Source organism: Sulfitobacter sp. 1A13496 (genome assembly GCF_043557225.1).
Classification (GTDB): domain Bacteria; phylum Pseudomonadota; class Alphaproteobacteria; order Rhodobacterales; family Rhodobacteraceae; genus Sulfitobacter; species Sulfitobacter faviae.
Map to the genome: position 1 here is coordinate 1,347,246 of NZ_JBIFFP010000001.1, position 14,773 is coordinate 1,362,018.

Annotated in this window: 13 protein-coding genes and 1 tRNA gene; 4 read left to right on the forward strand and 10 right to left on the reverse strand. The window is 62.8% G+C overall.

Going from position 1 to position 14,773, the window contains the following annotated elements:
• Positions 1 to 33: 33 nt before the first annotated feature.
• The 8 genes from kynU to ACGYLX_RS06700 are packed head-to-tail and all read right to left on the reverse strand — an operon-like array spanning position 34 to position 9,128.
• A complete protein-coding gene (kynU, locus tag ACGYLX_RS06665) occupies positions 34 to 1,221 on the reverse strand; it encodes a kynureninase (RefSeq protein ID WP_394448045.1) in 1,188 nt (395 codons plus the stop codon).
• Positions 1,222 to 2,049: a tryptophan 2,3-dioxygenase gene (locus tag ACGYLX_RS06670; protein WP_394448047.1), complete on the reverse strand. Its 828-nt coding sequence runs from the start codon at positions 2,047 to 2,049 to the stop codon at positions 1,222 to 1,224.
• Positions 2,046 to 3,668 carry an AMP-binding protein gene (locus ACGYLX_RS06675; protein ID WP_394448049.1) on the reverse strand — a complete coding sequence of 541 codons (1,623 nt, stop codon included), beginning with the start codon at positions 3,666 to 3,668 and terminating at the stop codon, positions 2,046 to 2,048. The genes ACGYLX_RS06670 and ACGYLX_RS06675 overlap by 4 nt, the downstream gene beginning before the upstream one ends.
• On the reverse strand, positions 3,665 to 4,816 hold the full coding sequence (locus ACGYLX_RS06680; RefSeq protein ID WP_394448051.1) for an acyl-CoA dehydrogenase family protein: 1,152 nt from the start codon (positions 4,814 to 4,816) through the stop codon (positions 3,665 to 3,667). The genes ACGYLX_RS06675 and ACGYLX_RS06680 overlap by 4 nt, the downstream gene beginning before the upstream one ends.
• Before the next feature lie 44 nt (positions 4,817 to 4,860).
• Complete coding sequence (locus tag ACGYLX_RS06685) at positions 4,861 to 5,661, reverse strand: enoyl-CoA hydratase family protein (RefSeq protein ID WP_394448053.1); 801 nt, start codon at positions 5,659 to 5,661, stop codon at positions 4,861 to 4,863.
• Entirely contained in the window at positions 5,651 to 6,112 is a 462-nt protein-coding gene (locus ACGYLX_RS06690) for a MarR family winged helix-turn-helix transcriptional regulator (protein WP_271689827.1), read from the reverse strand. Before ACGYLX_RS06690 ends, ACGYLX_RS06685 begins: the two co-directional genes overlap by 11 nt.
• Positions 6,109 to 6,840 carry an SDR family NAD(P)-dependent oxidoreductase gene (locus tag ACGYLX_RS06695; protein ID WP_271689825.1) on the reverse strand — a complete coding sequence of 244 codons (732 nt, stop codon included), beginning with the start codon at positions 6,838 to 6,840 and terminating at the stop codon, positions 6,109 to 6,111. Before ACGYLX_RS06695 ends, ACGYLX_RS06690 begins: the two co-directional genes overlap by 4 nt.
• Positions 6,837 to 9,128 carry a bifunctional salicylyl-CoA 5-hydroxylase/oxidoreductase gene (locus ACGYLX_RS06700; protein ID WP_394448054.1) on the reverse strand — a complete coding sequence of 764 codons (2,292 nt, stop codon included), beginning with the start codon at positions 9,126 to 9,128 and terminating at the stop codon, positions 6,837 to 6,839. Before ACGYLX_RS06700 ends, ACGYLX_RS06695 begins: the two co-directional genes overlap by 4 nt.
• A gap of 90 nt (positions 9,129 to 9,218) precedes the next feature.
• Between ACGYLX_RS06700 and ACGYLX_RS06705 the strand changes: the two genes are divergently transcribed.
• On the forward strand, positions 9,219 to 10,187 hold the full coding sequence (locus tag ACGYLX_RS06705; RefSeq protein WP_394448055.1) for a 2-dehydro-3-deoxygalactonokinase: 969 nt from the start codon (positions 9,219 to 9,221) through the stop codon (positions 10,185 to 10,187).
• A 26-nt stretch (positions 10,188 to 10,213) separates the two neighbouring features.
• Here the strand turns inward: ACGYLX_RS06705 and hpaR are convergent, their stop codons facing one another.
• Entirely contained in the window at positions 10,214 to 10,684 is a 471-nt protein-coding gene (gene hpaR, locus ACGYLX_RS06710; protein WP_322329627.1) for a homoprotocatechuate degradation operon regulator HpaR, read from the reverse strand.
• Positions 10,685 to 10,870: 186 nt separating this feature from the next.
• Between hpaR and ACGYLX_RS06715 the strand changes: the two genes are divergently transcribed.
• Positions 10,871 to 12,271: a pyridoxal phosphate-dependent decarboxylase family protein gene (locus ACGYLX_RS06715; RefSeq protein WP_394448056.1), complete on the forward strand. Its 1,401-nt coding sequence runs from the start codon at positions 10,871 to 10,873 to the stop codon at positions 12,269 to 12,271.
• Here the strand turns inward: ACGYLX_RS06715 and ACGYLX_RS06720 are convergent.
• On the reverse strand, positions 12,268 to 13,143 hold the full coding sequence (locus tag ACGYLX_RS06720) for a hypothetical protein (protein ID WP_394433890.1): 876 nt from the start codon (positions 13,141 to 13,143) through the stop codon (positions 12,268 to 12,270). The genes ACGYLX_RS06715 and ACGYLX_RS06720 overlap by 4 nt on opposite strands.
• Before the next feature lie 127 nt (positions 13,144 to 13,270).
• Here ACGYLX_RS06720 and ACGYLX_RS06725 point away from each other — a divergent pair.
• A tRNA-Thr gene (locus ACGYLX_RS06725) sits at positions 13,271 to 13,346 on the forward strand.
• Between the two features lie 61 nt (positions 13,347 to 13,407).
• Positions 13,408 to 14,586 (forward strand): DUF6538 domain-containing protein, encoded by a 1,179-nt coding sequence (locus ACGYLX_RS06730; RefSeq protein WP_394448057.1) that lies wholly within the window; start codon positions 13,408 to 13,410, stop codon positions 14,584 to 14,586.
• The last annotated feature ends 187 nt before the right edge of the window (positions 14,587 to 14,773 follow it).

Sequence of the window (14,773 nt, forward strand, 5' to 3'; positions counted from 1 at the left end):
GTTTTGCCAGCTTAACGCCTGCGCCTGATACTGTCAGGTCACACGCGCGCGGGTCTTGTATTTTTCGTTGTCCCAGAAGCGGTTCTCCATCACGTCGCGGATGATCGCGACGGCCTTGGAGACATCCTCGGCGTCGATATATAGCGGCGTGAAGCCAAAACGCATGATGTCGGGCGCGCGGAAATCGCCGATCACGCCACGGTCGATCACCGCCTGCATTGCGGCATAGCCTTCGTCGAAGCGGAAGGAGACCTGGCTGCCACGTTCGGCACTGTTGCGCGGGCTGGCGAGCGTCAGCTGCGGCACATCGCGCTCGATCTCTTCGATGAACTGCTCTTGCAGCGCGATCGAAGCCGCGCGCAGCTCTTGCATGTCGACATCAGCCCAGAGCTCCATCGCCACTTCCAGTGCGGTCAGTTGGATCACAGGCGGCGTGCCGACACGCATCCGTTCGATCCCCTGTCCGGGCTGGTAATTCTGCTCAAAGGCAAAGGGCTGGCGATGCCCCAGCCAGCCCGCCAACGCCGGTTGCACGCTGTCGGCCAGATCGGGGCGAACGTAGATAAAGCCCGGCGCGCCGGGGCCACCGTTGAGATATTTGTAGGTACAGCCCACAGCGAATTCGCAATTGGAGCCTGCGAGATCGACCGGCAACGCACCCGCTGAATGCGCCAGATCCCAAATCATCACCGCGCCATTGGCATGGGCGAGTTCGGTAATCGCCTTCATGTCGTGCTTGCGGCCGGTGCGGTAGTCGACTTCTGTGAGCATGACGGCGGCGATGTCCTCGCCGATGGCCTCGGTCACTTCCTCGGGGGCCACGGCGCGCAACTCATAGCCCTGCTCCAAGAGGCCGACCAAGCCTTCCGCCATGTAGAGGTCCGACGGGAAATTGCCCTTGTCTGACAGGATCACCCTGCGGCCAGGACGCAGTTTCAGCGCCGAGGCCAGCGCCTGAAATACTTTGATCGAGAGCGTGTCGCCCATGACGACCGAACCTTCCGGCGCGCCGACGATCCCGGCCACCATATTGCCGACGCGAGCGGGCTGCTCCATCCAACCGGCTTGGTTCCAGCCCCGGATCAGCATCTCGCCCCATTCGTCCGCGATCATCTCTTGTACCCGCGCAGCAGCGGCTTTGGGCAACGGCCCTAACGAATTGCCATCAAGATAGATAACACCCTCAGGCAGAACAAACTGATCTTTTTTCAAAGCAGACACTTACAGTGCTCCTCTCACATGCCAAAGCTCGGGGAAGAGCTCCACCTCGAGCATTTTGCGCAGGTAGGTCACACCCGAGGTGCCGCCCGTGCCACGCTTGAATCCGATGATGCGTTCCACGGTGGTGACGTGGTTGAACCGCCAGCGGCGGAAGTAATCCTCGAGATCGACGAGCTTCTCGGCCAATTCGTAGAGTTCCCAATGGGTTGACGGGTCTTCATAAACCTTATGCCAGAGGTCTTGCACCTCCTGCTTAGCCTCCCATGCACGCGGTTCGGGCTGGCCGGCGAGCGAGGGCACCCCCATCCGGTCACAAAGCAGATCGACCGCCACCTGATAAAGGCTCGGCTGCTGCATCTCCGCCACAAGCGCCGCGTGCGGCTCGGGCGTGTGTTCGTGCAGCTTGGTCAGCGCGGCGATGCGGTTGCCCAGAAGATATTCGATCAAGCGATACTGATAGGACTGGAAGCCCGAGGACGCGCCAAGGTAGGGGCGGAACTGCGTGTATTCGCTGGGCGTCATGGTGCGCAGCACGTCCCAGGCGGAATTGAGCTGTTCAAAGATCCTTGCCACGCGGGTCAACATCTTGAAACTAGGCCGCAAATCGCCGGCCTGCAGGGCCTCTCGACAGGCCGTCAGCTCGTGGATGGCAAGCTTCATCCAAAGCTCGGACGTCTGGTGCTGGATGATGAACAGCAGCCCGTCATGCGCCATGTCGAGCGGGTTCTCGGTGGTCAGGATCTGGTCCAGCCCAAGGTAATCGCCATAGGACTTGTCCTTGGCGAAATCCATCTTGGCGCCCTTGGAGGCTTCGTCGAACGTGCTCATTTGCCCTCTCTCAGCGCGAAACGCTGTATCTTGCCGGTCGCGGTCTTGGGCAATTCCTTGATGAAACGGATGTCGCGTGGGTATTTGTAAGGCGCAATCGTCGCTTTAACATGATCCTGCAAGGTCTTGATGGTGTTCGCATCTTCTGGCGTGCCCTCAACCAAAACCACATGGGCCTGCACGATGGAGCCGCGGGCCTCGTCGGGGGCGGCGACCACGCCGCATTCGCTCACCCAAGGGTGGCTTAGAAGTGCGGCTTCGACCTCCGGACCCGCGATATTGTAGCCCGAGCTGATGATCATATCGTCGTTGCGGGCGGCGAAATGCAGGTAGCCGTCTTCGTCCATGATGAAACTGTCGCCGGTGATGTTCCAGCCGTCCTTGACGTAATCGGCCTGCCGCTTGTCGCCCAGATAGCGGCAACCGATCGGCCCGCGCACCGCAAGACGCCCCACCTCGCCGCGCGGCACCTCCTTGCCCTCCGCGTCGATCACCTTCGCCTCGTAGCCCGTCACGGGCTTGCCGGTACAGGCCGCGCGGTGGTCGTCGAAGCGGTTGGAGATGAAGATATGCAGCATCTCCGTCGCCCCGATCCCGTCGAGCATGGGCTTGCCGGTCTTCTCCTGCCACTCGTGGTAAACAGGCGCGGGCAGCGTCTCGCCCGCCGAGACGGCGGCGCGCAGGCTGCTGAGGTCCGCGCCCTCCTCCATCGCCCGCAGCATGGCGCGGTAGGCGGTCGGCGCGGTGAAACAGACGGTGGCTTTGTACTTCTCGATGATCTCGATCATGTTGGGCGGGCTGGCGGTCTCCAAAAGCGTCGCCGCGGCCCCGAAGCGCAGGGGGAAGACGGCAAGACCGCCGAGGCCGAAGGTGAAGGCCAAGGGTGGGGAGCCCACGAAGACATCCTCGGGGGTGACGCTGAGCACCTCGCGCGCATAGCCATCCGCGATGATCAGAAGATCACGGTGAAAATGCATTGTTGCCTTGGGGTTACCGGTGGTTCCTGATGTAAATCCGAGGAGTGCCACATCATCCTGCGCGGTGTCCACCGCCTCAAAATGAACCGGTTTTTCCAGCGCGAGCCGATCGAGCTCGGCGTCGTGGTTGCTGGTACCGTCGAAGCCCGCGACGGTCTTGAGGAACTTCGAGGTCTTGGCGCAGGCCGTCATCTCATCCATCAGCCGCGTGTCGCAGAGCGCATGGGTGATCTCGGCCTTGTCGACGATGGCCGAAAGCTCACCCGCGCGCAGCATCGGCATGGTGTTGACCACCACCGCGCCTGCCTTGGTCGCCGCCAGCCAACAGGCCACCATCGCGGGGTTGTTGGCCGAACGGATCAAAACCCGATTGCCCGGCTTCACGCCCAGATCCTCAACCAGCGCCGCGGCCAGACGGTTGGTCCAGTCCGACAACTCCTTGTAGGTCCGCCGCCGCCCGTTGCCGATCAGCGCGGTATGGTCGCCGAACCCTTTTTCCACCATTTTATCAGTGAGTTCGACGCCGACATTCAGGCGTTCGGGATAATCGAAGCCCTCCAACAACAGATCCGGCCACTGGTCGAAGGGCGGCAGGTTGTCGCGGGCGAATGTGTCTTCATGTCCGGTCGGGTGCAGCTTCATGACATGGCTCCCAAAGTCTGTCGAGCGATGACAACACGTTGCACGTCCGAGGCGCCCTCGTAAATGCGCAAGGCCCTGATTTCACGGTAAAGTCGCTCGACTGCCTCCCCATTGCGCACACCATCGCCGCCGTGCAATTGAACCGCCTTGTCGATGACCTTTTGCGCCTGATCGGTGGCAAAGAGCTTGGCCATCGCCGCCTCGCGGGTGACGCGGGGCGCGCCGCTGTCCTTGGTCCAGGCGGCGCGGTAGACAAGCAGCGCCGCGGCATCGACGTCGAGCGCCATGTCCGCGATATGGCCCTGCACCATCTGCAACTCGCTCAAGGGCGCGCCCTGCACCTGACGGCTGGTCACGCGGGTGAGCGCCTCGTCCAGCGCGCGGCGGGCAAAGCCGAGGGCCGCAGCGGCCACGGTGGAGCGAAAGACGTCGAGAACCGACATGGCGATGGCAAAGCCGCGCCCCGCCTCACCCAGAAGCGCCGAGCCGGGCAGTTTCACGCCGTCGAAATGCAGCGTCGCCAGCGGATGCGGGGCCATGACCTCGAGCCGTTCCTCGACCTTCAGTCCCGGCGTGTCGGCGGGCACGATAAAGGCGGAAAGCCCCTTGGCGCCCGGCGCCTCCCCGGTGCGCGCAAAGACGGTGTAGACATCCGCGATGCCGCCATTGGAGATCCATGTCTTGCGCCCGTTGAGCACATAGCCATTGCCGTCGGGCTTCGCGGTCATGGTGGAATTGGCCACGTCCGAGCCGGACTGCGGCTCGGTCAGGGCAAAGGCCGAGATCGCCTGCCCCGAGCGGGTCTTGGGCAGCCATTCGGCCTTCTGCTCATCGGTCCCGAAGAGCGAGATCGCCCCGGTACCAAGTCCCTGCATCGCAAAGGAGAAATCCGCCAGCCCGTCGTGGCGGGCCAATGTCTCGCGGATCAGGCAGAGGGTGCGCACGTCGAGCATCTCGTCCCCCTCGGCCCCGCTGTGGCGCAGCCAGCCGTCCTGCCCCATCATCGTCACCAGATCGCGGCAAGCCCCGTCGGTGTCGCCGTGATCCACGTTCTTCAGTTCGCGCCTGGCCCAGTCGTCGAGCTTCAGCGCCAGTTCCTTGTGGCTCGGCTCAAAGAAGGGCCAGTCGAGAAAACTTGTGTCAGCCATGGTTACGCCTCCCCGCGTGTTATCTTTTGGCTTTCGTATTTGGCTCAGTCCCCTTCGAAGACCGGGCGTTCCTTGGCGACGAAGGCGTTGTAGGCGCGCTCGAAATCACCCGTTTGCATGCAGATCGCCTGCGCCTGCGCCTCGGCCTCGATCGCCTGTTCGATCGACATGGCCCATTCTTGGGCCAGCATCGTCTTGGTCATCATATGCGCGAAATTGGGGCCGGCCTGGATTTTCTTGGCGAGTGTCATGGCTTCGTCTTCCAGCGTCTCGCCCGTCACCAGACGGTTGTAGAAGCCCCAGCGTTCGCCCTCTTCGGCCGACATCGAGCGGCCTGTGTAAAGCAGTTCCGCCGCCCGTGTCTGGCCGATGATGCGCGGGAGGATCGCGCAGGCGCCCATGTCGCAGCCGGCAAGGCCCACGCGGGTGAAGAGGAAGGCCGTCTTGGCCTCCGCCGTCGCCAGCCGCAGATCCGAGGCCATGGCGATGATCGCGCCTGCGCCGACACAGACACCGTCGACGGCTGCGATCACCGGCTTACCGCAGTTCACGATGGCCTTGACCAGATCGCCGGTCATGCGGGTGAATTGCAGCAGCTCCTTCATATTCATCTTGGTCAAAGGGCCAATGATATCATGTACATCCCCGCCGGAGCTAAAGTTACCCCCGTTGGAGCCGAAGATCACCACGTCGACTTCATCGGCATAGACCAGATCGCGGAACCAGTCGCGCAGCTCGGCGTAGCTGTCGAAGGTCAGCGGGTTCTTGCGGTCGGGCCGGTCGAGCCGCACGGTGGCGATCCGGTCTTTGATCTCGCATTGAAAATGCGTCACATCACTGCGCATTGGCTTTTTCCTCTTCTTCCGTTTGGGCGGCGAAAGCTTGCAAGCGGGCCGCCATGGCGCGGGCTTCCTCGGAGGAGATTCCGCGCAGTTTTTCGTTGATCCAGTCTTCATGCGCCTGCGCTTGGCGGGCGAATTGCGCCGCCCCCTCAGGCGTCAGCCGCAGCATCATCGCCCGCCGGTCGCCCGGCACGGGGATGCGCTCCACCAGCCCCTCTTCGCTGAGGCGGTCGGCGATGCCGGTGACATTGCCGTTGGACACCCGCAGCACGCCGGAAAGCTGGCTCATCTTCAGCCCCTCGGGATGGCGCGAGAGGGCCGACATCACATCGAAACGCGGCAGCGTGGTGTTATGCTCGCGCCGCAGCCTGTCGCGCAACTCCTGCTCCAGCCCGCGCACCACTTTCAGCAGCCGTAGCCAGAGCCGGACGCGATCCTTGGCCGCGTTGCTCACACCTCGCCCCCCGATAGCGCCAGCGCGTGGCCGTTGACCGAGGCCGCGGCATCTGAGAGCAGATAGAGCACGGCGCCGGCGACCTCGGAAGTCTCCACGAAGCGGTTCTGCGGGCTGGCGCGTTTCAGCAGGGCGCGGGCCTCCTCGGCGTTCTTGCCCGTGGTCTTGGTGATATTCTCGACCGAGCGTTCCAGAAGCGGCGTGTCGATGAAACCGGGGCAAATCGCGTTCACGGTGATGCCCGTGCGCGCCAGTTCCAGCGCCAGCGCGCGGGTGAGGCCGACGACACCGTGTTTGGCCGCGACATAGCCCGCGACATATGGATAGCCCTTGAGCCCCGCGGTGGAGGCCACGGCGATCAGCCGCCCCTGCCCGGCCTCCTTCATCTCCGCCAGTGCCGCCTGCCAAACGTTGAAGACGCCGGTGACATTGACCGCCATCATGTCGGTCATGTCCTGCGCGGTGATCTTGTGAAAAGGCGCGGAATGGGCCGCGCCCGCATTGGCGACGACGCCGGTGATGGGGCCATTCTCAGCGCGCGCGGCGGCGAAGGCGGCCTGCACCGCCTCCGGATCGGTCACGTCGCAGGTCTGGAACGGCAACCCCTGCTCGCGCAGGGGGGCTTCGCGGCGGCCCATGATCGTCACCTTGGCGCCGGTGGCGGCCACCGCATGGGCGATCTCGGCCCCCACGCCGGTGCCGCCGCCGGTGATGACGATATGACTCATACTTTCTCCATCTCGGCGGCACGGTCCGCCAGACGCCAAGCTTGATCGCGGCCCGGCCCGTAGGGCAGCGGCCAATCGGCGTGACGGTCGCCGATGGCGGCGGCGGCGTGCAGGGTCCAATAGGGGTCGGCCAGATGCGGGCGGGCGAGGCACACGAGATCAGCGCGGCCCGCCATCAGGATCGAGTTCACGTGGTCGGCCTCGTAGATATTGCCCACGGCCATGGTCTTGATCCCGCCGTCGTTGCGGATGCGGTCGCTGAACGGCGTCTGGAACATGCGGCCGTAGACCGGCTTGGCCTGTTTCGAGGTCTGGCCCGCCGACACGTCGATGATGTCGGCCCCGGCCTCACTGAACATGCGCGCGATCTCGACCGCTTCTTCGGGCGTGACGCCGTCTTCCTCAACCCAGTCATTGGCCGAGATGCGCACCGCCATCGGCTTTTCCTCGGGCCATGCGTCGCGCATCGCGCGGAAGACTTCCAGCGGATAGCGCATGCGGTTCTCAAGGCTGCCGCCGTATTCATCTTCGCGCTGGTTCGACAGAGGCGAGATGAACGACGAGATCAGGTAACCATGGGCCGCGTGCAGTTCGATCATGTCGAAATTGGCGCGCTCCGCCATGCGGGCAGCCTCAACAAATTCGTCGCGGATCTGGTCCATATCCGCGCGTGTCGCTTCCTTCGGCACGGCGTTGTTTTCCGACCACGGGATCGGCGAGGCCGAGATGATCTCCCAATTGCCCGCTTTCAGCGGCGCGTCCATCTCCTCCCAGCCCAGCTGGGTCGAGCCCTTGCGGCCCGAGTGGCCGATCTGGCAGCAGATCTTGGCGTCGGTCTCGGCATGGACAAAATCCGTAAGCCGCTTCCACGCCGCCTCGTGCTCGGGCGCGTAGAGGCCGGGGCAGCCCGGCGTGATCCGACCCTCGGGGGAGACGCAGGTCATCTCGGTATAGACCAGCCCCGCGCCGCCCTTGGCGCGTTCGGCGTAATGGATGAGATGCCAGTCGGTGGGGCAGCCGTCGACGGCCTTGTACTGCGCCATGGGCGAGACGACGATGCGATTTTCAAGCTTCATGTCGCGCAGGCGGAAGGGCGCGAACATCGGCGCACGGATCGGGCCATTGGTGTCGGCCCCGGCCTGTTCGAGGAACCATTTCTCGGCCCCCTCAAGCCATTTGGGGTCCCGCTCGCGCAGGTTTTCATGGCTGATCCGCTGGCTGCGCGTCAGCATGGAGTAGTTCAACTGCACCGGGTCCAGATCGAGATAGCGCTCCACATCCTCGAACCATTCGACCGAGTTGCGCGCCGCCGATTGCAGGCGCAGCACTTCGAGGCGGCGGGCCTCTTCGTATTTCTCGAATGCGGTAGGCAGGTCGACGTCATCACTGACGTGTTTCGCCAACGAAATCGCCGATTCCAGCGCCAGCTTGGTGCCCGAGCCGATCGAAAAATGTGCGGTGGCCGAGGCATCGCCCAGAAGCACGACATTCTCGTGGCTCCACTTCTCGCAAAGCACGCGCGGGAACTTGATCCAAGCCGAACCGCGGATGTGGCTGGCGTTGGTCATCAGCTTGTGCCCGTCGAGGTGGTCTTTGAAGATCTCTTCGCAGATCGCGATGGTCTCTTCCTGCGTCTTCTCGCCGAAGCCGTAGGCGTCGAAGGTCTCTTGGCTGCATTCGACGATGAAAGTCGCCGTGTCCTTGTCGAACTGGTAGGCATGAACCCAGATCCAGCCCTTGTCGGTCTTCTCGAAGATGAAGGTGAAGGCGTTGTCGAACTTCTGATGCGTGCCGAGCCAAACGAAGGGGCAGCGGCGCACGTCGATGTCGGGCTTGAAAGTGTCCTCGAATTCCATCCGGGTCTTGGAGTTCAGACCGTCCGAGGCGACAACCAGATCGTAGTCGTCCATGTATTCCGATGCGGCCTTCACCTCGGTCTCGAACTGCAGGTTCACACCCAATTCGCGGGCCCGCTCCTGCAAAATGAGCAGCAGCCGCTTGCGCCCGATGCCGCAGAAACCGTGGCCGGAGCTGAGGATCGTGTTGCCCTTGTGGTGCAGCGCGATGTCGTCCCAATAGGCGAAGTGGCTGCGGATTTCCTTGGCCGAGACGGGATCATTGGCCTCGAGATTGTCCAGCGTCTCGTCCGAGAGCACGACGCCCCAGCCGAAGGTGTCATCGGGGCGGTTGCGCTCCAAAACGGTGACATCGGCCTCGGGCTGGCGCAGCTTCAGAGAGATCGCGAAGTACAGCCCCGCAGGACCGCCGCCAAGACAGATTGCACGCATCGAAATTCCTCTCTGGTTCGCTTTGGAAGGGAGCCTAGGGCGAGTCGCTTTTTCATTCAAGAATAAATATTTTAGGCTTGAAGCAAATTGGTGGTTCGTCTTTTCGCGTCCAGCGGACGCGTTGAACCCGCAGGCCATTGGGCCTATGCCGTTGAGACATTCCACGACGAGGGCAGCGCGATGACGGGTTTGAGCAATGCAGATTGGCTGGCGGTAGAGGTTCACGAGGGGCGAGTGCAGGTCTGGGCCATGCAGGGCGCATCGGTGCTTGAGAGCGCCACGAGCGATGGCGAGACTGCCGAACCCGGCGACCTCGCGGCCTTCGACACCGCGCTCGCTAAGCTCACCGCGCCGTGGCAACTGCCCCGCCTGCTGGTTTTCGTCGCTGGCGTGCCCGCAGGCAGGACCGATGCCGCGCCGCGCATGGTGCCCTGCGCCGCCACGGCTGAACGCACAACGGCTGTCGCCACCGAAAACTTCAACCTTCAGGTCATCCCACCCCTGCGCCAGCAGACCCCCAGCGGCCTGCTGCAAGGGGCCGAAACGCGCATCGCGGGGTTTCTGAGCCTCAACAAAGACTGGGACGGGGTGATCTGCCTGCCCGGAGCCACGTCAGTCTGGGCGCAGATCAGCGCGGGCGAGGTGGTGAGTTTTCAAACCTTCCTGACCGGGGAGTTGCTGGGCCTTTTGGGCGATGGCACCCCTGCCGAGGGCACGGCGCTGGACGACACGGCCTTTGACGATGCGCTCAGCGATGGGCTGTCGCGACCCGAGCGTATGGCGGGGCGGCTGGCTTCCATCCGGGCCGATCTGGCCTTGCAAGACATCCCGCCACCCACCGCAGAGGCGCGGCTGGCGGGTACTTTGATCGGGGCGGAACTGGCGGCGGCGCGGGCCTATTGGCTGGGGCAAACGCTGGCGGTGATCGGCACGGGCGGGGCTGTGCCGCTTTATCTGCGGGCGCTCTCCCAACAGGGCGCACCGGCGACCGAGGCCGATGGCAGCCGCATGGCGCTGGCGGGGATCTGCGCGGTGCGGCGGATGGCGCAAAGGGGTTAACCCCCTGCCCGCCAACACCTTTCCCGTCAGTCTTTCTTTTCCCCGTCGGTCTTTTTCTGCATGTCCAAATTGACGAGATCTTCGAGCATATCGAGCAGGTCTTCCATTCGCTGCTTGCCGAAACGCGCCTCGAAGTCAGAGAACAGCGCCGCCGCATCGCCCGCGTGGTCTTGGATCACCTGACGGCCCTGATCGGTGATCGTAACGATGGATTTGCGCCCGTCATCGGGATCGCTGGCACGGCTGAGCAGCCCCTCCTCCTCCATCGCGCGCAGCATGCGGGTCAGGCTCGGCAGCAGCAGACAGGCCTGCTGCGCCAGTGCGGTCTGCTCCATTGGGCCGGATTCCTCGACCACGCGCAGCACGCGGAATTTCTGTTCCGAGATGCCGCTTTCGTTCAAGATCTCGCGGATCGGCCCCATCACCCTTTCCCGCGCGCGCAAAAGCGCAATCGGAAGGGAGCGGGCAGTGCGGCGCAGGGGGGGCATTGGGGCCATTCTTGACGGTTTCCTGATCGCTACTTACCAAGTCAAAGACCGCCCAAAAGGGCGTGACGACCACCATAGCCGCTGCGACAACATTCTTGAAGAGGTCAAGCCCAGCGGAACAACAGTGAGACAATACAACAACATGGGGCAGGAAATGCGGATGACAACCAGAATTCCACAGCAAGGGAGCGGCGCATGAATTGGGAGGAATTCCGAGCTTGGGGCCGCCGCGCCGCCGATTGGGCCGCCGATTACCACGCAGGTCTGCGCGACCGCCCGGTGCGCGCGCAAGTGGCCCCCGGCGCGGTGCTTTCCGCCCTGCCCGATTCCCCGCCCGAAGGGGCCGAGGCGATGCAGGCGATCTTCGACGATTTCGAACAGACCCTCATGCCCGGCATGACCCATTGGCAGCACCCCCGCTTCTTTGCCTATTTCCCGGCCAATGCTGCGCCGGTCTCGGTGCTGGCGGAATATTTCGTCTCTGCCATCGCGGCGCAATGCATGCTGTGGCAGACCTCTCCGGCAGCGACGGAGTTGGAGACCCGGGTTTGCGATTGGATGCGTCAGGCGATCGGCCTGCCGGATGGCTTTATCGGGGTGATCCAAGACAGCGCCAGCTCCGCCACGCTTTGTGCCGTGCTGACAATGCGCGAACGCGCGCTTGATTGGCAGGGCAACCGCGCGGGGCTGTCGGGCCAGCCGCGCCTACGGGTCTATTGCTCGGACGAGGTGCATACCTCGGTCGACCGGGCCATCTGGATCGCGGGGTTGGGCGAAGAGAACCTTGTCCGCATTCCGACCCAAGGGGCGAGCCGTGCAATGGACGCGGACGCCCTGCGCGCCGCCATCGCCGCCGACCGTGCGGCGGGGCATCTGCCTGCGGGCATCATCGCCTGCACCGGGGGCACCAGTGCGGGGGCCAGCGATGACATTGCCGCCGTAATGGATGTGGCCGAGGCCGAGGCGCTCTACACCCATGTCGACGCCGCTTGGGCCGGGTCGGCGATGATCTGTCCTGAATTCCGCGCCCTTTGGGCCGGGGTCGAACGGGCGGACTCGGTGGTGATGAACCCGCATAAATGGCTGGGGGCGCAGTTTGACTGCACGACCCACTTTTTGCGCAATCCCGATGATCTGGTGCGCACCTTGGCGATTCAGCCGGAGTATCTGAAGACCCATGGCGCGGATGGCGTGGTGAACTATTCCGAATGGTCCGTGCCGCTGGGCCGCCGTTTCCGCGCGCTCAAACTATGGTTCCTGATCCGCGCCCATGGGCTGGAGGGGCTGCGCGAGATGATCCGCAACCATGTGACATGGGCGCAGGACTTGGCCGCGCGGCTGGACGCGACGGAGGGGTTCGAGATCGTGACCCAGCCGATGCTCTCGCTCTTCACCTTCCGCCATCTCGGTGCCGAAGATCTAGATGCCCATAACCAAGACCTGCTGAACCGGATCAACGACGATGGGCGCATTTACCTGACCCAGACCCGGATCGACGGAGCATTCGTGATCCGCTTTCAGGCAGGTGCTTTCACCGCCACGGCCGAAGATGTGGCCATGGCCTATGACGTGATCACCGAATTGGCCGGGACTTAGGGCGCGATCAGGGTGACGCCCGGCATGGCGCGGATGACCTCGACATCCGCGTCATAGATCGCCGTCATTCGCTCGACCAATTCCTCGGTCCAGCCGGGCATGTCGAGCTCTTCTTCGATCTCTTCCTCAAGCGCGTATTTGTCGAGGAACGCGGTGATCACGCGGCGCTTCTGCGCCTCGGACATATCGGGGTGGGTGTCGAGATAGCCGCGAAAGCGTTTCATCCCCTCCTCCGACATGATCGTCTGCAAAAGATCGAAACCGCCCTTGATCTTGGTCTCGGGCGCCAGCCCCGCCATCTCCCGAATGATCTGCGCCCAGATCAGCGGCGCGTCTTCATTGCACCACAGGGTGATGGGAATCCCCGGCGCCGCCTCGCGCAGCTGGCCAATCGTCTCGGACCAGCGCAGGTCCTCCGGCCCCCGCTCCCCCCAGAACGCGGCCGAGGTTTTATCCGCCGCTTTCTCATAAAGCACCGGCACGAGGGAGGCGGGATTGCGGATCGCCATAAAGATGCGAATCTCATCTTCGGGGAAAAGCTGCGCCATGCGCAGCATGCGCACGGCGGCGGCGGGATAAAGCACGCCTTCTTGCAGGGCCGTGGCGGGCGAGCGGAAGAAATTCGCATCCGATAGGATCACCCGGCTGGCTGTCCCATCATCGAGGATCGCATCCAGCAAAACGTCCCGCGCCATCTCCGACGGCTCCGCCTTATGCATCGCGTTGAGCGTGTCGCGGAACAGGTTGCGATAGGTGCTAGGCCCGGGCACTTTGACGCCCGTCTTGGCGAAATCGTTCTGATTGCGCAGCAGGCATTTCAGCAGCCGCTCGTCTTCCGTGAAATGGACACCTGTGTGCAAAACGAGCTGCATGATACTCTGCTTACCCTTGAAAATCTCGGCGTTGAATAGCCCGTCCCGGCGCGCGTGTAAAATCCGAAAGAATCTCGCATTTCCCCTCTTGCACCCCCCGGCTCCTTTCTCTAAATGAGCCCTCAGTGCCCCTATAGCTCAGCTGGTAGAGCAACTGATTTGTAATCAGTAGGTCCGCGGTTCGAGTCCGTGTGGGGGCACCACTTCTTCAGCTATCTCATTGGTATCACTCCAGCTTTTAGCCACTGCTAGGAGCCGTAGACCATGTCGGAGACCATTTCACTCCCGTTCACCTTCACGAAAGATGGGGTTTTCTACTTCAGCCGCCGAATCCCGAAAGAGCTGAAGCACCACTACTACTCTTCTCGTATCGCGTACTCTCTGCGCACCAGGTCACCAAGGGTCGCGGAGGCGCGGGCAAGGAAAGCCGCTGAGCAGCTCGACGAGTACTGGTATCTTTTGCGTTCGCGTGAAGCTGACCTGCCGGGACACCACATGCTCAGGACGGGACAAACTTCCGGTGGAGGCAGCAACGCACCCCAACCCACGGTCAACTCGTCATCTGTGCTTTTGTCCGAAGCTGTAGGCCTCTACTTGAAACAGAAAGGCAAGAACCGCCCTGCTACCTTCCAGAGGGCTGCAGAGAGGTCCTGTGGCTATGTCATCGACGCCTGTGGCGACAAACACCTTGAAGCCTACACGAAGGCAGACGCCAACGCCTTCCGTGATGCGCTGATCAAACGAGGTCTCGCAGGCAGCAGCATGACACGGGTATTTGGCACTGTCAGAGCCGTGACAAACTTTGCGGCTAGTGAACAGGGTCTCACCCTGAGCAACCCATTCACCGGCGTCTACTATGATCGCGAAGCTGGCGTCTCAGATCGGGCACCCTTCTCAATCGCCGACCTGAAGAAAGTACAGACCAAGTGTCGCGAACATGATGACGACCTACGCTGGCTTGTGGCGCTGGTGTCGGACACCGGGATGCGCCTAGCCGAAGCCGCTGGGATGACCCGTGGCGATTTTATGAGGGCCGCAGACGGCTCTCTGTTTGCGCGTGTCCGTCCCCATTCGTGGCGTCGTCTCAAGACCAAAGGCAGCGAACGCGATGTGCCGCTTGAAGGAGAAGCTCTGTGGGCCGCGCAACGCATACTTGCCCAAGAGACAACATCTGAGTTCGCCTTCCCGCGCTACAACAAGAAGGACACCACCAATGCTAACGCTGCCAGTGCTGCGCTGAACAAATGGTTAAAGGAATACGTGCCTAAAGGATGCTCGATGCACAGTTTCCGCCACTCTATGCGGGATCGTCTAAGAGCTGTTGAATGTCCGGCAGACATCGTGGATCAGATCGGGGGCTGGCAGACCGATGGCGTTGGCCACGGATACGGCAAGGGTTACCCTTTGGATATCCTCAGAAAGTGGATCGGGGAAGTCACGTGAGCCGACATGGTCTACGGCTCCTAGCAGTGGCTAAAAGCTGGAGTGATACCAATGAGATAGCTGAAGAAGTGGTGCCCCCACACGGAGGTTCTGTTCCTCCTACAGGCACCTGTTCAGCCGGTATCCCCAGCAAAACAACGGCTATCGTGGTGGACCACCCGGCGTCAAGAGGCACCAGATGGTCTAC